Origin of the sequence: Dictyobacter kobayashii, from assembly GCF_003967555.1 — a bacterium.
Lineage (GTDB): Bacteria > Chloroflexota > Ktedonobacteria > Ktedonobacterales > Ktedonobacteraceae > Dictyobacter > Dictyobacter kobayashii.
In genome coordinates this window covers 3,523,200-3,542,479 of sequence record NZ_BIFS01000001.1, presented here as the reverse complement: position 1 = coordinate 3,542,479, position 19,280 = coordinate 3,523,200, and the positions used below count along the sequence as shown (strand labels likewise).

Here is a 19,280-nt window from a genome sequence, read left to right as displayed (position 1 = left end):
GAGTATAATAAAGATATATTATGAAAATCAGGAGTTTAGAAAGCGCGGCAGGACAACACGAAGTGTATCCTGCTCGCGATTCCGAGCGGAGTGAACATATAGCCCACGATTATCACCGCAATGATCCACGCAACGCTCAAAAGGGGCAGGATCAAAGCAAATTAAGTAATGTAGCGCGCGCACCTATTGGGGTCTTCGACTCAGGCGCAGGTGGTCTCACCATTTTGGCCGCCTTGCGCAAAGAACTCCCTGATGAACACTTCATTTACTTTGGAGACACCGCTAATTGTCCTTATGGGACACGCAGCGAAGATGAAATTATCGAATTATCCTTACGGGCCAGCCGTTTTTTGATCGATCAGGGTGTGAAACTGATTGTCGTCGCCTGTAATACCGCCTCGCAAGCTGCTTTAAGCGTACTTCGTGCCACTTATTCGATCCCTTTCATTGGTGTTGTCCCCGCTGTAAAACCAGCTGCACGTGCCACGCGCCGCGGCCGCATCGGCATCGCAGCCACTAACCAGACCATCAAGGCGGCCTATCTACGCCACCTGATTGATGATTTCGCGTCCGATATTCAAGTCTATGCCGTTGGGTGCCCTGAATTGGTTACTCTGGTCGAACATGGTGAATTGGATGGTCCGGTGGTGAATGAGACCCTGCGCCATGCATTGCTGCCCTTGACCGAGAAAGAGGTCGATGTAATCGTGCTTGGATGTACGCACTTCCCTGCCTTGAGGCCGGCGATCGAACAGGTAGTCGGGAAACAGGTGCAGGTTATTGATAGTGGGACCGCCATCGCGCGTCGCACCCATGCGATCCTGGACACAGAAAGACTGGCACACTCTGTTGATGGGCAGGGAGGAACTATGTCTATCTGGTGTAGCGGTGAAGCGCAGGAGTTCAGCAGGGTTGCCAGTGCGGTCCTGGGTTATCCAGTTCAGGCCAGTCAGTATACCTTTTAATGATCCAGGCGTTAAGGAGCATATGGAATTTTATGTTCTGGATGCGTTTATATAGACGGGTGCATTGATACCTATCAAGGAACTTAAGGAGAGACCCACAATGCTTGAGAATATGGCAATACAAGAAAGCGATGATACTGCGACTATCACGAGACCGCTGCACATTCAAGGTGCACGCCTCGTGTCAACGATCCTCTCGCCCGCTGTAGTAGCCTTGCCCTTTATTTTATTGATGGCCTTTTCAACCAACGATCAGAATCCACTCCTTTCAGCTATCATTACTATTTTCTTTCTTTGCGTTGGTCCCATGGGTTACATTACCTTTGGTGTTATGACCGGTAAATTTACTGATGTCGATGTAAGTGTGCGCTCACAGCGTGTTGGCCCATTCCTGTTCGGTATTGCATCGAGCTTGATTGGTTTCTTAATCCTGCATGTAACCAATGGACAAAAAAATCTGGAGTCGGTGCTGCTACTGGTCTCGATCAGCGGCATGATCATGATGTTGATTACTTTCTGGTGGAAGATCAGCATGCATGCTTCGGCCCTGTCGGCTGCCGTTACAGCATTGAGCATGGTCTATGGACGCGTTATCTTGCCAGCCTTCTTACTGGTTATTCTGGTAAGCTGGTCGCGCGTGGTCCTGCGCCGCCATACACTGGCACAGGTCATAGCGGGATCATTGGTAGGCGTGGGCCTATCCTGGCTCTTGCTCAAGTCACAAGGTTTCTAAGAGAGTCTTACTTCCATGCGGGCGTGCGCTGGCGCGCCCGCATCTTTTTTTATGTGGTGCAAAATTGCGCCCGGGCGCAATTTTGCACCACATACGAAATTGTATATGAGCTTTCGTGCATTGGACCTCATCATTTTTGATTGTCTGTTTTGTCCTCTTGCTTAGCGCCGACAAGCGTTGGCTCGCCGTGCCAGAGGCGCCGCATCTCTTCGCTGGCCTCCAGCACATATTCCAGTGTACCTTCTACCTCAATCCTGCCATCTTTCAGGACGATGATATGATCGGCCTCGCGTAATGTGGCATGACGATGCGAAACGGCCAGGCGCGTGAGGTATGGCGCAAAGCGCGACCAGAGTAATTGCTCGGTCTCAACGTCCAGGGCACTGGAAAGATCATCAACGACCAGCAATTCAGCATCGCGCACCAGCATACGCGCGGCCGCGGTGCGCTGCACCTGTCCCCCTGAAAGCTTGACGCCACGTGGCCCAACCATGGTGTCCAACTGCTGCTCCAGAGTGGCGATATCGCTTTCAAGCACTGCATTGCGCAGCGCGGCCGCTACATCCACCCGATCCTCAGGTAGACCAAGCAGGATGTTCTCTTTGAGGGACAGGCTGAATAAACGCGGTACCTGGGGAGTATAGCCACAGCGCGGCGGCACAAAAAATGCCGCCGGATCCGCCACCAGCTGGCCATTCCAGCTAATCTCTCCGCTCTGGGCAGGTAACAGACCCAACACCGTCCGCAATAAGGTGGTCTTGCCCGCCCCGATGCGACCAGTAATGACTGTGAACGATCCTCGCGGCAGGTGTAAATGAATATTTTCAATGCCCCGCTCGCTACCAGGATAGGTATAACTCAGGTTTGCGACGCTCAGATCCTCAAAGCGATGTTGAGGCTCTTTAGGGCTGTATGGCAGTGGCGGCGGCTCATGGGAAAGATAGAGTGGCTCGTGGTCCACCAGTATCTCTCCAGGAGCACCCTGCAGCAATGGAAAGAGACGATCCAAAGATACGCCAGCCTGACTATAGCGGGTGATAAAGCTACCAGACATACGAATCACCTGGGTCAACCAGCTTAAGTAAGAAACAAACAGCGCCAGGTCACCAGCAGTCAAACTCTGATTGCGCAAAGCCTGGGCTGCTACTAACAGCACCAGGCCAGTCCCGATATCTGCCGCATTGCCAGACAGGGAATCAATAAGCTGACTAAGTAAGGTATCCTTCAGGGTGGCCCGGCGACGTATCTCACCTAATCGACGGAAGTGGGCCACCACGTGCTTTTCAACCCCCAATACCTTAAGCATCTGTACCGCCCCAAACACATCCCCAGTAATCCAGTCACATCGCCAATTGATTCCTGGGTAGCCTTGCGATAGCGCTGAACATGGCGCCGAAAGGTATTTACAATCAACAAAACCGCAATTAAGGGCACAAACACGGCCAGAGTAATCAGGACTGAGACGCGTAAAAGAATGCCCAGCGCGATCAGCATCACAATAATTTGCCCCAGGGGATCAAAAAGCCAGCAGACAAAAGCTCCAATCTCCTGGGTATCATTGCGCAAGCGGCTGATCGCCTCTCCCGAAGACGCTGGAAGCGCCTGTGCCCCTGGCCGCCGCAAGATACTCGCAAAAAGATTGTGCCTGAGCAAGGCTTCCATAGTCTGTCCCATCGTGATCTCAGCAATGATGGCAACAAAAGTACATCCAGCTCGACCTAACGCGACCCCAATCATTAGAGCAATCATCCACCAGAGGATAGATGGAGTGAGCGTATGGCGTGTTAAGCCATCCAGAATATATTGCGCTATTAAACCTGGAATGAGGGGAAATAGGTAGAAAAGAACGCCATTAAATAGACCACTAAAAAGATATAGCCATGGCCGATAGTTGCCCATGCGCCAGATATACCAGGACTTGCGTTTCATGCTAACGCCTCCTCTAATCCAACCCGCAACAATTGTGCAAAACGCGATTCCGGGTTCCGCTCCAATTCCTGGCGTAAACCATGCTCACAACATGCTCCCTGCTCTAAAATCATAATGTGATCTGCCCGTTGCACCGTCGAGAGGCGATGAGCAATGATAATGCCGGTGCGGCCCTCCAATAGTCGATCAACAGCCCGCTCAAGCAAGCGTTCAGTGGCTGGATCTAGTCTGGATGAAGCCTCATCGAGAATCACCAATCCCGGATCGCGTAAAAAGACCCGCGCAAAGGCCAGCAATTGTGCCTCACCCGCAGAAAGTCCACTGCCACCGGGAGCTAATATGGTATCAAGTCCATCAAGAAGAGATTGATACCAATGCTCAAGGCCCAGCATTTCCAGCGCAACCATAATCTGGGCATCCTTAATAGATTCATCAAACAGGGTTAAATTGTTACGTACGCTGGTATGCAAGATATGTACCTCCTGGGTCACCATACCTATGCTAGTGTGCAAATCATTCAGCCGCAGTGTACGAATATCTGTATCATTCACGCGAATTGTGCCGGTAGTGGGATCATACAAGCGCGCTAGAAGCTTTATCAGCGTGCTTTTGCCGCTACCAGTGCGTCCCAATATTCCCAGCACATTACCAGGAGCCAGTTGCAGGTGGATATGCTGCCAGACTGGCACATCCTCTGCATAACTAAAAGAAACATCGTCAAATTCAACCGCCAGAGCACCAGCCTTCAGGTTCGCACCGGATCCATCCACAATCGTCAATGGAGTCTCAAGTAAATTCAGAACGCGCTGAATACTACCTGCCGATTGCTGCAGGTCACGCAATTGATTGACGATCTGTTCGATAGGCGTCGTCAATGCGGTCGTATAGAGAAAAATTAATAGGACGGTCCCTGGACTGAGTGCAGCAGACCAATACAGATAGACACCAAGGAGCAGGGAAAGGGCCATGCCCGCAGCATTAATGAAGGTCATCGTACCCCAGGTCGAAAAGTTAACCATCATCGCCAGACGCATCTTCTGCAGGCGCTGGCGAGAGTGTCTGGCTAAACCCTGTAACATATACAGGGTCGCTCCACTCGAGCGCACATCTTCTGTACCCGCCAGGCGTTCTTCCAGGAAACCAAATAATTCGGCACTGGCCTGCCGCTCAGCCTGCCAATAAGGCGTGGCCAGACCATTTAAACGGCTGATCAGCAGGAAGGCACTAGTAGCGAAGATAGATAGGGTCAGGCCAACACGCCAATCGACCAGGAACAATAGAATCAGGACACCAACCAGCAAACAGAGATTGCCAAAGATAGTGATCACCAGGCGCGAAAAAAAATTGCTAAGCGCGCTCACATCCCCATCCACACGCTCAATCAATTCACCTGGAGCGTGGATAGTATGAAAAGTGGAATCCAATTGTAAACAATGCAGCATCAAATCCGCGCGCAAGGCGTTGGTAGCAATCAAGGCAACATCGGCGGCCACATAGGCTTCCGCAACCGCGATAAGTTGCCGCAGCACAGAAAGAGCCAGAAAAAGGAGCGCAATATTGATCAGGCCCGAGAGAGCATCCCGAGCACTGGCACTATCCACAAAGACACGCAAAATCTGTGGATTGATCAAAGATATGCTAATAGTTCCCGCTAGCAGCAACAACAGCAACAAGACACGCAGCCATTGCGGTTTAAGATAGGTCATCAATAAGCGTCGATAGGTAGCAAAAGAAACAGGCATAGAAGTATCCCCTCTATGTGTGATCAACAGAAGTAAGCGTCGCGCTTTTATAATCAGCCAAACAAATGCCATAAGCCGAAGGTCGGCAATCAGCGGCCAGGATAATAAGTGAGGATAAACACAAATGTGTGGCTAGCAGTATAGCAGGATCATGGGATCGAACCTTTCTAATGCCAATAACATCAATAAAAGAGTACACGATCCACAATAGATTTGTAAAGCACTTTGTAGATATTATGGGATATCTTTTTGGGCAAATCAAGAAATTTGCCCATTATCGGCGTCACGCAATGCCTGCAAAATATCTGTCCAGGGGATATTATTGTTGGGGGGATAGAGATCGGGGCGATAGTGGACCAGCACACCCTGCTGTTGCAAGTGGGCCAGGCTGGGGGTGAAAGCGGGGTCCTGCGCTAATTCGCTACTGGCGCGAGGAAAAACCAGGACAGGAAAAGAGGCCTGGCGCATCCACTCCAACAATAATGTCAGGGCATATGTATCAGCTATCCCCTGTGACCACTTTCTAATGGTGTTAAACGTTGCAGGAACCACCACAGCGGCCCCAAATTCAGGTAAAGGCAATGTAGGGGTATCGACCGTCACAGGATGGTCTGTGAGTCGTGTCAGCGACGATTGATCGATAAAAGCACGGGCATTGGGGGTGGCAATTACCCAGACATCCCAATTATCATGTTGTGCCAGCAGGACGAAGTCCTGTACCTGTCTGGCCGACAGGGCGGCACAAACAATTAATGCCAGTGCTTTTTTCACTATCGTCTCCTTTCTCGCTACCGCACATTTGAGTACGTGCGCATGCGCGCCCGAACTGTTTTTTTTTGTGAATTGCAATTGTGCTGCGCACAATTGCAATTCACATGATTTTTTATTCTGTTGTATAATATATTTTTTATTGTATTTTACATGATTTTACTTTTTTCATTATATAATACATTATAATATTGTATTTCACATGTTTTGCTTTGATTAGGTATATAATACGTTTTTATTATGCAACTCACTGGCTTGTTTAGTTCGGTACACAATGACTTTTTATCTGAGTTCCAAAGACGAGCAAATAAAGTTATTGTTTTATAATATGGTGCAAAAATGGTGCCTCGTACCATTTTTGCACCATATTATAAAACAGTTCGGGCGCGTATGCGCCCGAACTCAAATAAGCTAGCGCATTATAAAAAAGCAGGTGGACCAGCGAGATAGCTGGTCCACCTGCTTTTTTATAATTGAGTTTACTCGTGGCTACCAGCACCGGCAGGCAGGGCCACGCGGGTTGGTACACCATCGCGCAGAGCCGGGGTTGGCGTCGCGGACTTAGCACGCAACTGAGCACGGATAGCGGGTGCCTGAGCACGGCGTGTGGTCGAGGTAGTTACACGACCAACCAGCCAGATGAAGCCAAAGAGGCTTGCCCAGTTTACAGCCGCCAGCACGGTCAGGAAGACCCAGGTTGGCAGGCTCGCAGTCAGGAAGTACAGCAACCCGGTAACCAGGATATTGCCCAGTGTAACCGGCATCAAGATCAACCAGGCGAACTGCATCAGCTGGTCAGCACGCAGACGTGGCAGCGTAGCACGGATCCAGATGAAGACACCACACAGGGCGTAAATCTTGAAGACAAAGTAGAGCAGGGCCAGAATATTACCAACAAAGCCCCACAGCAAGGAACCCTGAGACGTCAGCCAGCCCACACCAGGACCAGCAAAGCCGCCCAGGAAGAGGTAGGAGGCCACAGCCGAAGCGATGGTCATATTACCGTACTCACCCAGGAAGAACATAGCCCAGCGCATACCGCTATACTCGGTCATGTAACCGGCAACCAGTTCGGACTCAGCCTCAGGCAGGTCGAAAGGAGCACGGTTCGTCTCAGCCAGACCACAGGTGTAGTAGATGATCAACATCAGAGGCTGGAAGAGGAAGAACCATGACCAGGGAGTAAAGCCCTGGAAGATGAAGTCCAGTACAGGAATACCAGTATTGTGCCAGGCCGCGTTCTGAAACAGCATGATCTCGTAGGGAGAGATTGTGCCTACACCAGGGGTATCCTGATGAGGGAAACCTGGCAGGCCAGCCAGGATGCTGGTCAACATAATGACGCCAACAAAGGCCAGTACCAGAGGCAGCTCATACGAAATCATCTGGGCGGCCGAACGCAGGCCACCAATCAACGAATATTTGTTATTTGAGCCCCAACCAGCCATAATTACACCGATAACGTCGATTGAGCTCATCGCTACCAGGAAGATCAGGCCGGTTGATAAAGCACCACCAGGTAACTGAAGATAAGGTGAGAATGGCAGTACCGCAAAAGCTGCGATAACAGGTGCCATAAAGACAGACGGTGACAGCAAGAACATCATCTTGTCTGCCTCTTTGACGCGGATATCTTCTTTAAGCAACAGCTTACCGACGTCCGCCACCGACTGCAACAGACCCCAGGGACCAGTATGAAGGGGTCCTTCGCGGTCCTGCATCCAGGCCAATATTTTACGCTCGGCGAGAACCAGGATCGTAGCACTGGTCAGAACAAAACCGAAAACGGTCAGGAAGGTGACCACAAACTGCAGGAAAGGCCAGGAAATGATCCCCCCCACAGCTGTGATAAAAACAGCCACCACGGAGCGCTGTCGGCTACAATCATTGCAAACATATGAATAACTCCAAAGGTAAAGTAGCGAACAGGAGAGAGGTGTACTCAATCCTGCTTGCTTCTTCACAAACACATTTACCGGTCAACCTCGCCAAGTACGATGTCAGTACTACCCAGAATAGCAATCGCGTCACTCATCTTGTGGCCACGCATCAGCTCAGGCACAATCTGCAGATTGATAAACGAGGGTCCACGCAGCTTGGCGCGCCATGGATATTCGCTACCATCGCTAATCATGTAGACGCCCAGTTCACCCTTACTACTCTCAACCGCAAAGTAGGTCTCACCACGAGGAGGACGCAGAGCGATCGGTGTCCGGGTACTGATTGCTCCGCCAGGCATTTTATCAATCGCCACCCGGCAGAGACGAATGCTCTCGGTAATCTCTTGCATGCGCACATAGTAACGTGCGTAGCAGTCGCCTTCCTGGCGCACATAGGTATTTACAGGGACTTCCCGATAAGCCATATAAGGACGATTCACACGCAGGTCCCAGTTGACGCCGCTGGCGCGCAGCATAGGTCCGGTCAGACCATAGGCCAGAGCCTGCTGAGGATCGATATAACCAACGCCCTGTGTACGGGACATGAAGATTTCGTTGCCACTGAGCAGCGCATCCATTTCCTTCATGTTCTCTTCTAAACGATCAAGGAAAGCTGAACACTCATCCAGCCAGCCCTTAGGGAAATCGTGCAGTACTCCGCCAACGCGCATATAGTTGACGTTAAAGCGACTACCACCCAGGGCCTCAAACATAGAAAGGATACCTTCACGATCGCGGAACGCCCACAGAATAGGAGTCGACGCACCCAGGTCCATACCGTAGGTACCGATACCAACCAGGTGGCTAGCGATACGCTGCAACTCATTGGTGAGCAAACGGATATATTGTGCACGCCGTGGCGCCTCAATCCCCATTAACTGCTCGACTGCACCAACATACGCAGTCTCATTCAGCATCGGAGACAGGTAGTCGGAGTTATCCATATAGCGAATACCTCCCATATAGGGGCGGTTTTCCAGGATTTTCTCCAGACCACGATGCAGGTAGCCGATTACAGGGGTACACCCGGTGATAGTTTCGCCTTCCAGGGTCATAATCAGACGCAACACACCGTGGGTACTGGGGTGCTGCGGACCCAGGTTCAGCAACATTTCCTGCGTCTTCGTGCCCTCAGCTGAAATACCAGCCTGGGCTTGAAGATCAGTATCTTGGTTCGTAGCCATAAGCTTCCTCTAGTTTGTTTGTCTTCTTCGTTGCCACTTCCGTAAACGAACGTAGAAGCTAATCGACCACATTAACGCGATCATGGCCATCATGCCAGCAAAAAGATAACGATTCGGGCTCTCCTGCAAGGTAAAGGTGTAGGCTACAAACCAGCACCCAACCGCCACAATGGCGCCCATTACCAATCCCGTTGTTGCATTACTATTCTGCGAAACGCCCCTCCTGGCAGGCACAGCGCCAGGTGTAACTGGAATAGACCTGTTAGCGCGGGCAGCCGCAGACATATTTTGCTGTTTTTTCGACTTTGGCATGATATTCACTCACGTCCTGGTCGCAACTTCACTACGCGTTTCCATTAGATGACGGGCTGGTTCCCGGCACAGACTCACCTGCCTGCGACGATTCATGCAAATTCGCTTCCGTCTGAGCGGATTCATTGGCATGACCAAAAGTAGGTGTACCCGGATGGAGACGCTCCTCCATACCCTGGCCCAATTTCTTCTGTACAACACGCTCAAGATTCTGCTGCTGGTACTTACCGGAAACGGCCATATTCGGGTCAATCTGTGTCGTGGCACGAGGTTTCACCGTTAAGGGAACCTGGTGGAAGCTCTTTAAGAGGGGGTACCCTTCAAAATCATCATCGAGCAGCATACGGCGCAGATCAGGATGACCAGCAAAACGAATGCCATACATATCATAGGTCTCGCGCTCCAACCAATTTGCCGTTGGCCAGACCGAGACCACGCTATCGACTTCAACAGCATCAGAATTGATACGTACCTTCAACTGCAACAATTGATCACGGGTCGTCGAACGAACATGGTAGAGCGTTTCTAAATGATCTAACATGTCGACGCCCGAAATGCTACTGAGCAGGTCAAAACCGAGTTGATCGCGTAAAAAACGACAGACCGCCACAAGATTCTCACGCTCAACCTCAAGACCAAGGTAATCGCCTTTCTGCACCTGAGGCACAACAGGCTTACCAGTAATCTGAGCGATTGGAGCCAGATCGCGAGCAAGAGCAGCGTTCTGATCACGATATCCAGTCGTGGCACTGGGAATATTTTTCGAACGTGGTACTAGATCCATCGAGTTACTCCCTTACGCCATGCATAAACCAATCCAAGTGCGAGAACAACAATAAAGAACACGATCTCGCAGAAACCAAAAATGCTTAACTGTTTAAAGATTATAGCCCAGGAAATGATAAAAACGATATCCACATCAAAGGCCACAAACAACAGGGCGAAGATGTAGAATCCAAGTGGATATTGAACCCAAGCGGAGCCAATGGGAGTTTCGCCAGACTCATAAGTTTGCAGTTTTTCTTTTGTTGCTTTATGGGGAGCAAGTATGTTTGCTGCGGTCGTTGCCACGAGCACAAACACAAATCCTGCTGCCAGCAAGATACCTGCATATAAATATCCAATATTAGCCGTTGTTGACACGAGCTTTTCCTCCCAACAAATACCTCCGCTAATAGGAGCGGAGGTCAAGAAAATGCTGTCTAGATTATAGCACAGGGAAGAAGGAGCGACAATTTTACTGTAACTGGGGCATCTGTACTGAGTCGGGCTTCGCAATTAATTGCATACGAGGCATCCCAGCCGTCTCGACTGGCTCAGTCACATGCACGACAATCACACTGACGTTATCTTCTCCGCCACCCTCAAGAGCAGCTTTGATCAAAGCCTCACCGACAATGGCAGGGTTAGAATCAGGAGCTTTAACCACTGATTCAATTTTAGGATCTCGTACCATATCCCATAAGCCATCTGAGCAAAGCAATAATTTATCACCGGGCTGTAGAGCCTCCTTGAACGAATCGACCTCGACCCCAGGCTTTTCACCCAGACTACGATAGATCTGATTGCGTTTCGGATGGGTATAGATATCATCCGGCTTGATAATGCCGGCATCTACAAGACTTGCTACAACCGAATGATCTGTCGTTACTTTCCGTAGCCCGGTAGATGGGCGATACAGATAGGTTCGACTATCTCCGACATTTACAATATAAGCCATACCATCAACAACTAAAGTAGCCGTAATGGTTGTGCCCATATCGCCATTTTGTTGCATATTATTCTGATGCACTGCCAGGTTAGCTTCCTGCACACCTTCAGCCAGGAGACGAGCATATGCCTCATCCTGACGTAATCCTTGCCCATAGATCTTCGGCAACAGATAATTTACAATCGCTTGAATAGCTGTGCGACTGGCATCTTCACCATTGGCATGTCCCCCATACCATCAGCAACCACAAACAAACCAAACATCGGCGGCTTCTGCGCGCTATTTACCAGTCCCTGGGCGGCAAACAGGCTATCTTCGTTTGGCTTATATTTACGCTTAATACCCGGATCTGAGCGTGCGCCCACCACAATACCTAGACGTCGACCACTCAGTTGTCGCATAGCATATGGTACCGTCTTCTCAGGATCCAGCGGGGCAGTTGACTCACTGCCAGCAGGGATATCGATCGTCGGCTGCTCAGAAATCGAGCGACCCGGCACAATCGTGGGTTGTTCCGCAATGGCGCCGGCAGGCACAATCGTGGGCTGTTCCGCAATCGAGCGTGACGATGAAGATGGAGATGCAGGCACAACAGAGGCATGTGCCCCATTGGGCGATCCAGAAAAAGCAGGCTTCTCAGGTGAAAGCGCAGCAAGATCAGCAGGCAAAAGCTGCTGCTGGCAATTGGTACAGAAGTTATCTTCTGGCGCTACCAGATCACCACAGCGAGGACAATGCAGGGCCGGGGTCCCGAGAGGTCCGGTCTTAAGGATCGCTGGCTGCGCGGCGAGGGAACCTGATTGACTCGCACTTCCCTTGCCTTGAGCAGCCTCCATCTCAGCCAGGCGAATGCGCTGGGCCTCAATGGTTGCTCGCTGCTCGGCATCAGCCAGCTCCGCATCTAAGCGTTTTCTCTGCTTTGTACGTGCCCGCCAGAACATAAAGAGCACCAGGGCCACTAGCACCAGCAGTATACCAACCAGAACAGCAACCTGCCAGTAAGGGAAACGCAAACCCAGGAAAGAGAGCCCACTGGCTGGAGCCGGTGTAGGAGCTATCAGCCTGCTTACCTCTCTTGAATTTTGCGCACCCGCTGAAGCGAATTGTTGTGCAGCCTGAAAATTACTGTTTGCTGCATAGGCATTTCTAAAATCTGGCTGAGCCTTATCCAGCATTTGTTGATAATAAGCGTCCATGCCTTTTTTCCAATTATCATATACCGGGCTGACAACAGAAGTGCTACTAACCTTTGGAAGAGTTGCATCCAGAAAAGGTCGAAGCGTATCCAGAGAAAGCAGGGTACTGGCGTGGGAAACACGCATACCAACCAGTTCACCCGCAGCGTTCACCAGCGGAGTCCCGGCCTCAAGCTCTTTATTATCCAGAGACCTGGTAATTGGTGTACGATACGAGGCCAGTTGATTTGCATAGTTATTTGGTTGGTCAGAGCCCACCGTAGAAGTTTGCAAACCATCCAGCGAAGCATCGCTCTTAGCTAAGATGAGTGCATGATTCTGCGCCGCACCGTTTGTGCTAGTTCCCTGGCTGGTCGATAAATCAATGAAAGGTTGTGGTTCCTGTATTCCACTGGTAAAAGAAAAGAGTACAGGACCATCAGTACATGGTTTCGAACCGGCAGGGCAACGTACAGAAATAGCGTTAGCTTTGGCATCAAACTTGATGAGTTGCTGTGAATTATAGAGACTGCTTGTATAAATAGAGATCTGAGACAGCGTCGCCGCCGGCGCAGATGACAAGCAGGTAGCCTTTTTCTCATTATTGACCAATGTACCATCGGTCAATACCCAGTTTTCATACAGATTGGAGTTGCCAGCTTTCAGTTGACTTCTGACCAGAACCCCTAATCCTGTACACATAATATTAGAGTTTGCCGCAGACCCATTATTATCAGTGCCCACATATGACATAAGAAGGCGAACAACAGAAACGCCTGCTCGACTCACATCCTGGGCAGGAGGTGACGCAGAAGTTTGTTGAGCGGCAGCCAGGGCAGTGGAGGAGAGCCCCACTTGTAGGGCGATCACGAGCCAAGCGAGTACAGGGAAAACAAACAGTCGGAAGCTCTTGTATCTCCTAGAGCTGAGACGATGCGTACTCATTGACACTTTCCCTTCATGCCAGATAGACAGTGCATAAAAGATTGCCTCTTATCGTCCTAAACGATTTTTCAAACTAAAGAATAATTGCTGAGCCGCAGGAGTATTTCCCATTGGCCCATTCATGACATAACCACACTCGCGGAATGCATCTTCCAGCTTTCCTTCACGCTCATACACCTGACTGAGTAAGAAACGAGCCTGGGGCTCGGCCGCGTTTAAGATCAATACCTGTACAAAAGCGTTTTCCGCCACAGGCCATTGATTGTTACGCATAGCTAACTGGCCTAGTGAGAAGTATAACCGCAAACGCAAAATCTCTGGTCGCGCCGGAGCCAGGCGTAGGGCCTCTTGATATTCACGGATAGCAGGCTCAACTTGATTCGTCTTCTCAAAACATTGTCCCAGCCGATCGTGCGTCTCAAAATCTTGAGCGTTGAGTCGGAGCGCCTGAGTATACGCTGGAATGGCCTGAAGGGGATTCTGACGCAAGAAATACCAGACATCTCCAATTAGCTTATGGGTTTCTGCATCGCCAGGATTCAGCTGCAAAGAGCGGTTGTAAGCCTGTAGTGCCAGGTCTGGCTGCGGCGGCGTTCGTCGCGCGAAGACCTGGCCAAAAATTTTATGTACAACCGCGTTCTGAGGCTCTAATGTATGGGCCCATTTGACTGCGTCATGGGCGGCCTCAATACGTGCGGCAGCTAGATGTCCAAGGGCGGTAGTGATGTGTGGCGCAGCAGGACCAGTAGTCAACGCTGATGCGGGCCGCACTGGCGTAATGTTCGGCGCTGAGCTCGGGCCTGGAGTAGATGGCACTCCACCTGAACCACCACTTGCTACTTCACTTCCTCTACCTTGAACAGGATTGGCCATGGGAGGAACAACCGTAATCGGTGGTAAATTGATCAGGGCACGTTCCAGTTCAGCCGCACTAGACCAGCGGAAATCCAACTGTGGCGCCAACGACTTCATCACTATCTGCTCAAATGCTGGCGAAATATCAGGGCGTAACATGCGTAAAGCAGGGAAGGCAAAGGCATTTGGTTTATTATTAGCCGCGTCATGGCGAGTAAGCAAACGATGCATCGTTGCCCCCAGAGCATAAATATCACTTCGTGGCTCAGGCATACCATGTAGTTGCTCAGGAGGAGCATACCCCAGGGTCATAATCACAGTTGATTGGCGCTGCGACTGGAAAGTACGAGCGATACCAAAATCGATTAATTTAACTTCATCGCGTCCGGTTACCATGATATTAGAGGGCTTGAGATCGCGGAAGATAATAGGGGGTAACTGTGAATGGAGGTAGCTCAATACGCTGCTGACCTGGCGCATCCAGCTCCGAGCCCGCGCCTCTGTCACACCACGCGCCCCATTTACTCCCACCACATTTCCTTCCAGGTCCAAAACTTCGGCCAGTGTATGTCCATCAATAAAGTCCATTACCAGGTAGTGCCGACCATTCTCAGCAAAGAAGTCGCGCACACGTGGAATACAAGGATGATTTAAATCCAGCAGCAAGGTTGCTTCACGTGAAAACCATTCAACTGACTGGGTCCGTTCAGCTTCATTATTAAACTCATCCAGCATTTCTTTGACGGCGCATGGGCGATTGAAACGCGTATCAAGCGCGCGATAAACCGCACCCATACCACCAGAAGCAATTAATTTTTCTAACTTATAGCGCCCGCCCGAAAGTACTGTACCAGGAGTTAACCTTCTGGGAACAACTTTACCTTCCGTTTCAGTTAGCGAGGCACTAGAAGATGGCGGTGTGTTTACATTCAGTGCATTATCTGGCGTGTTATTGCGCAACCCGGGCTGGCCAGGTTGGGAGCCACTTATTGGTAATACATGCTCGGAATCTGATGAATAATTATTTGACATAATCTTTTTTTACACCGCGAACAAAACTATTTGAACTCCTTGATCAATACAGTGAAAAGCTGGCTTCCTGTGGAGTTCAACGATATATGCGCTCCATACCTTAAATTTAGACTTTTATAGGGGGCATTATAACACATCTTTCCTTTAGTGAGCAGGGTTTGCGTCCAGAGTCCTGGGTCCCGTAGCTCTCAATAGCTATTGCAGCGTTTCTGCTGCGCAAATTGTGTTTAGCAAGGTTTTTGGTGTTGTTTGTCAGGTTGATAGGCATGGTGTGCTTTGCAATATAAACGTTTTGTGTGTTGTGTTGTGGGGCTATGTTTTTTTGGGGCGGTGCCGCCGTCCGGCGTCACCACGGGGAGGATGGAGAGAGGCGGGGGCGCAGCCCCCGAGCCCCCAGTCAAGGGGCTGACCGCCCCTTGCATCCCTGCTTTCCAGGGTCGCGAGTCTTAAACGACCCTGGTCCGGGAGGCAGCCTCTCGGGCTGCATTCCAAGCCACAGGGGAGGATGGAGAGATGGGCGCGATACAGCCCCAGAGCTCCCGGCTAGGGGCTCGCGGCCCCTTGCATCCCCGCTCTCCAGGGCATGGGTCGTCTTATGAGACCCTGGTCTGGGAGGCAGCCTCTCGGGCTGCATTCCAAGCCACAGGGGGAGGATGAAGAGATGGGCGCGATACAGCCCCACGCTGCTGATTAAAGGCTGGTCGCCTTATGCGTCCCTGCTTGCCAGGGTCGCTTAAGACTCGCGACCCTGGCCTGGCAAGGGGTTTAGGATTGGGCCTGGGGACGATCAGTGACGGCACGGGCGTGGGATGGGAAACCTTCGAATTCGGCCAGGCGACGTGTGGTCTCGCTGAGGCTGGCATAGCCTTCTGGTGTGACATAACCCAGGCCTGTGCGCTTCAGGAAGTCGTAAACGGAGGTACAGGAGAAAGTATGCGCAAAACCGCCTGTTGGTAAGATAGCGTTGGTGCCAAGACTATAGTTGCCAAGCGGTGTAGGGGTGTGTGACCCTAGCAAAATCTCGCCGGCATTGTTGAGCTGGGGCAAGATAGCAAAGGGATCATGTACATGGACTTCCAGGTGCTCTGGGGCGTATTCATTGGTGAAGTCGATCGCCTCTTGTAGTGTGGCGGTCAATACCAGGCCACCAGTACCTTTATCGCTTTCAAAGCCGGTACGACAGAATGTCAGGCGCGGCTCTGGCAAGGCGGCAATTTTTGTGGGCAACAATTGTTGCACCGCTTCAATCAATGCGCGGCTATTCGTGACCAGCAGGCTTGAGGAGTCCGGGCCATGTTCTGCCTCAACCAGTAGATCGCGGGCCACTAATTCAGGATCAGCGGTATCATCTGCCAGCAGAATGGATTCGCTGGGGCCGGCGGGCAAGCCAACATCCAGGGTGCCATAAAGTAGACGCTTGGCGGCTGAAACATAGGGATTGCCCGGGCCTGTGACTTTACGTACTTTCTTGATAGTCTCGGTTCCATAGGCCAGTGCAGCAATAGCTTGTGCCCCACCGATACGGTAAATCTCATGCACACCACAGAGGTCCGCTGCCACCAGCGAAGCCGGATCAACCTCTCCCGTCGGAGCAGGTGGGGTACATACCACAATGCGTGGCACGCCAGCAATACTGGCCGGGGTTGCCAGCATATACATGACCGAAGGGAAAGCTCCCTTACCACGAGGTACATACAAACCAACACTGCTGATCGGTGTAATCTTTTCACCCGCCATAACACCCGGGGACACCTGTGTAAACCACTGCTCATGTGGCATCTGGCGCTCATGGAAAGTGCGCACATTCTGAATAGCATGTTCAATAGCCCGGTGAACATCTTTATCAAGCAAATCGTGCGCCCGATCAATCTCAGCGCGGCTCACGCGCAGATTAGCGGGCGACAATTTTACATGATCAAAACGCTCCATGAACTCCAGCAGCGCCTCATCCCCCGGTCACGCACAGCCTGTACGATTGGGCGCACATACTCCAATAAATCGTCGATCGCCACTTCCGCGCGGCGCATAAGACGAGCCCGTTGCGCTTCATCCAGGCTAGCTAATTCATAAAAATGGACCATGATCTATGCTTCTTCCTTTCATCCACTTGATCGCATCGCAGCAGTATACAGGGCTAATGGCAGGCCAATAAACACCTCCGCAGCCCGGCAGAACAACCTATACAAGAAATAGAACAGTCGCATGCTCATTATTGTCTGGTTCATCTTTTCTCATGATACGCGACTGGTAGGAACATTGTCCATAGTCTTACGGGCAATCGCTGTGGGCTATGTTTCTCGGTACGAACTATGATATGATTGCCAAAACCACAATGCCTAGTGAGGATGAGGTTATTTATGGCACATCAAGACCCCAAACAGGAAATAATTAATAGATTGACACGTTTGCTGGTTTCGCGCAGTAGCAAGGTTCCAGCGGGAAGCCTGGATGAAGGCACCCAGGAGTCCAGGAATAAAACCCTGCAATTCTTGAAAGAGCGTTCCCTGCCCGGTCGTCGAGCCTATATCGTTGTATTCGAAAATGAGCAGGGAAGCGAAGTGTATTTTACCTGCTACGTTGAAGAGGATTCACAGGGAAACTGGCAGTTCCGTGGAGCCGCCGGTGATGGCATTATGGGGCATAATCCAGGACCTGTAGTTGAGCGCGCCTGGGCTAATCTAGGTGGCGGAGGAATGCCAGATCATTTTTATGCGGGTGGCTTTGTGGCCGACCATGAGCAGAATGTGGCCCGCGTACGCCTGATCGCCAAAAGCGGCACCATGGTGGAGGACAAAGTAGAGAATGGCATGGTGCTCTTCTTGTCTGATCAGCATGTCGATCTACCCATCCAGGCCGAGCTATATGATGCCGCTGGCACCCTTATTTATAATCATAAGGTGCTGGGATAATAGACCGGCCAGCGGCTATCTCTGAGCATTCAACATTTCTAAGAAGCTCCAGGATTTCAAATCGCGCTCCAGGTGGAAACGAATTAAGCTATGCATAGCAGTCTCAATCTCTGCCTGGAGGCGAATATCTAGCTGCAAACGGGGTACTTTTCCCCACTCGGTCCTCTGTAGCAGGCGCAAAACTTTCAAGGCATTCATTGAGAGAGACTGCGACCAGAGATGCGAGCAATTAGGGCATAGCGCTCCACCCAATGCGGGGGCGAAGCCGTTCTCCTCTGGTTTAAGTTCTGCTGCGCAATGAGCACATTGGCGCAATACTGGCTCATAGCCAATATACGAAAGAAGATAGATTTCAAAATATCGCAATAGCAGGCGTGAACGATCCTGATCATGCACTGACGCGGCCTCGCCATTGGCACGCTTTTGCTGCACCTGTGTAGCATCTATATCCAAGATACGCAAAGCAGCCAGCAACAGGTTATAGACGTCCTGCTGCGGAGTATTATCTTCCACGAAACGATCGACCAGCTCGGCCAGATAAAAACCACAGGTCATATACCAGAGATCATTGCGCAGGTGGAAAAAGTTTTCTTTAGCCTGGGCCTGGGTGACGATATCGAAAGTGCGACCCACCGCCAATTGGAGCTGACTATAACAGAGCAATTCTAGATGACCAGCTTTTTTACTCCCCGGACGGCGTGAGCCCTTGGCCAGGCCACGAATTTTCCCCTTATAGGGCGTGAAAAGCGTCAATACCCGATCGGCTTCACCCAGATCGGTATGTTTTAGAATAATGGCTTCGGTGGGATAACTACGTTGTTCACGCATGGGTGGAAATCCAGTAGATACTGCTAAAAAAAAGAGACGTGGTAAATTACCACGTCTCACCTGGAGGCGACGAGCGGACTCGAACCGCTGGTGCAGCTTTTGCAGAGCCGTGCCTTACCACTTGGCGACGTCGCCTGAAAAAGGGGAGCGGGAGACGGGATTCGAACCCGCGACATCTTCCTTGGCAAGGAAGTGCTCTACCACTGAGCCACTCCCGCATCTGCATTTCGTAACGAATTGCATCACGTTTGT

Annotated in this window: 16 protein-coding genes, 2 tRNA genes and 1 pseudogene; 3 read left to right on the top strand and 16 right to left on the bottom strand. The window is 50.9% G+C overall.

Annotated elements, in window-relative coordinates; all coding sequences use genetic code 11:
- Positions 1-20: 20 nt before the first annotated feature.
- Together murI and EL645_RS15525 are read left to right on the top strand one after the other, a co-directional pair.
- Positions 21-965 carry a glutamate racemase gene (gene murI, locus EL645_RS15530; RefSeq protein ID WP_126551365.1) on the top strand — a complete coding sequence of 315 codons (945 nt, stop codon included), beginning with the start codon at positions 21-23 and terminating at the stop codon, positions 963-965.
- A gap of 100 nt (positions 966-1,065) precedes the next feature.
- Positions 1,066-1,698: a phosphatase PAP2 family protein gene (locus EL645_RS15525; RefSeq protein WP_126551364.1), complete on the top strand. Its 633-nt coding sequence runs from the start codon at positions 1,066-1,068 to the stop codon at positions 1,696-1,698.
- Between the two features lie 130 nt (positions 1,699-1,828).
- Here EL645_RS15525 and EL645_RS15520 read toward each other — a convergent pair whose 3' ends face one another.
- The 13 genes and pseudogenes from EL645_RS15520 to hisD all read right to left on the bottom strand — a co-directional run bounded on the left by EL645_RS15520 (position 1,829) and on the right by hisD (position 17,372).
- Positions 1,829-3,004 carry an ATP-binding cassette domain-containing protein gene (locus EL645_RS15520; protein WP_126551363.1) on the bottom strand — a complete coding sequence of 392 codons (1,176 nt, stop codon included), beginning with the start codon at positions 3,002-3,004 and terminating at the stop codon, positions 1,829-1,831.
- Positions 2,950-3,627 (bottom strand): ABC transporter transmembrane domain-containing protein, encoded by a 678-nt coding sequence (locus EL645_RS15515; protein ID WP_126551362.1) that lies wholly within the window; start codon positions 3,625-3,627, stop codon positions 2,950-2,952. Before EL645_RS15515 ends, EL645_RS15520 begins: the two co-directional genes overlap by 55 nt.
- Positions 3,624-5,369, bottom strand: a complete 1,746-nt coding sequence (locus tag EL645_RS15510; protein ID WP_126551361.1) for an ABC transporter ATP-binding protein — start codon at positions 5,367-5,369, stop codon at positions 3,624-3,626. The genes EL645_RS15515 and EL645_RS15510 overlap by 4 nt, the downstream gene beginning before the upstream one ends.
- A gap of 258 nt (positions 5,370-5,627) precedes the next feature.
- Entirely contained in the window at positions 5,628-6,140 is a 513-nt protein-coding gene (locus tag EL645_RS15505) for a flavoprotein (RefSeq protein ID WP_161977386.1), read from the bottom strand.
- 476 nt (positions 6,141-6,616) lie between these two features.
- Positions 6,617-7,999 (bottom strand): complex I subunit 1/NuoH family protein, encoded by a 1,383-nt coding sequence (locus tag EL645_RS15500; protein WP_218031861.1) that lies wholly within the window; start codon positions 7,997-7,999, stop codon positions 6,617-6,619.
- Positions 8,000-8,109: 110 nt separating this feature from the next.
- On the bottom strand, positions 8,110-9,261 hold the full coding sequence (locus EL645_RS15495; RefSeq protein ID WP_126551359.1) for an NADH-quinone oxidoreductase subunit D: 1,152 nt from the start codon (positions 9,259-9,261) through the stop codon (positions 8,110-8,112).
- Between the two features lie 9 nt (positions 9,262-9,270).
- Positions 9,271-9,573 carry a hypothetical protein gene (locus EL645_RS15490; RefSeq protein WP_126551358.1) on the bottom strand — a complete coding sequence of 101 codons (303 nt, stop codon included), beginning with the start codon at positions 9,571-9,573 and terminating at the stop codon, positions 9,271-9,273.
- A gap of 31 nt (positions 9,574-9,604) precedes the next feature.
- On the bottom strand, positions 9,605-10,357 hold the full coding sequence (locus EL645_RS15485) for an NADH-quinone oxidoreductase subunit C (RefSeq protein ID WP_126551357.1): 753 nt from the start codon (positions 10,355-10,357) through the stop codon (positions 9,605-9,607).
- On the bottom strand, positions 10,348-10,716 hold the full coding sequence (locus tag EL645_RS15480) for an NADH-quinone oxidoreductase subunit A (RefSeq protein ID WP_126551356.1): 369 nt from the start codon (positions 10,714-10,716) through the stop codon (positions 10,348-10,350). The genes EL645_RS15485 and EL645_RS15480 overlap by 10 nt, the downstream gene beginning before the upstream one ends.
- Positions 10,717-10,810: 94 nt before the next feature.
- On the bottom strand, positions 10,811-11,455 hold the full coding sequence (locus EL645_RS15475; protein WP_246035547.1) for a PP2C family protein-serine/threonine phosphatase: 645 nt from the start codon (positions 11,453-11,455) through the stop codon (positions 10,811-10,813).
- Positions 11,456-11,460: 5 nt separating this feature from the next.
- The gene (locus EL645_RS15470; protein WP_136625220.1) at positions 11,461-13,404 is read right to left on the bottom strand and encodes a zinc ribbon domain-containing protein; all 1,944 of its coding nucleotides are present in this window, start codon (positions 13,402-13,404) and stop codon (positions 11,461-11,463) included.
- Between the two features lie 48 nt (positions 13,405-13,452).
- Positions 13,453-15,291 carry a serine/threonine-protein kinase gene (locus tag EL645_RS15465; protein WP_126551353.1) on the bottom strand — a complete coding sequence of 613 codons (1,839 nt, stop codon included), beginning with the start codon at positions 15,289-15,291 and terminating at the stop codon, positions 13,453-13,455.
- 765 nt (positions 15,292-16,056) lie between these two features.
- A pseudogene (gene hisD / locus EL645_RS15460) lies at positions 16,057-17,372 on the bottom strand (histidinol dehydrogenase).
- Positions 17,373-17,648: 276 nt separating this feature from the next.
- On the opposite strand from hisD, the gene EL645_RS15455 reads away from it, so the two are divergent.
- Positions 17,649-18,200, top strand: coding sequence for a hypothetical protein (locus EL645_RS15455; RefSeq protein WP_126551352.1), 552 nt, complete (start codon positions 17,649-17,651; stop codon positions 18,198-18,200).
- Positions 18,201-18,215: 15 nt separating this feature from the next.
- Here EL645_RS15455 and recO read toward each other — a convergent pair whose 3' ends face one another.
- The 3 genes from recO to EL645_RS15440 all read right to left on the bottom strand — a co-directional run bounded on the left by recO (position 18,216) and on the right by EL645_RS15440 (position 19,246).
- A complete protein-coding gene (recO, locus tag EL645_RS15450) occupies positions 18,216-19,028 on the bottom strand; it encodes a DNA repair protein RecO (RefSeq protein ID WP_126551351.1) in 813 nt (270 codons plus the stop codon).
- A 61-nt stretch (positions 19,029-19,089) separates the two neighbouring features.
- Positions 19,090-19,163: transfer RNA gene (locus tag EL645_RS15445), tRNA-Cys, on the bottom strand.
- Positions 19,164-19,174: 11 nt separating this feature from the next.
- Positions 19,175-19,246 (bottom strand) — tRNA-Gly (locus EL645_RS15440).
- Positions 19,247-19,280 lie beyond the last annotated feature (34 nt).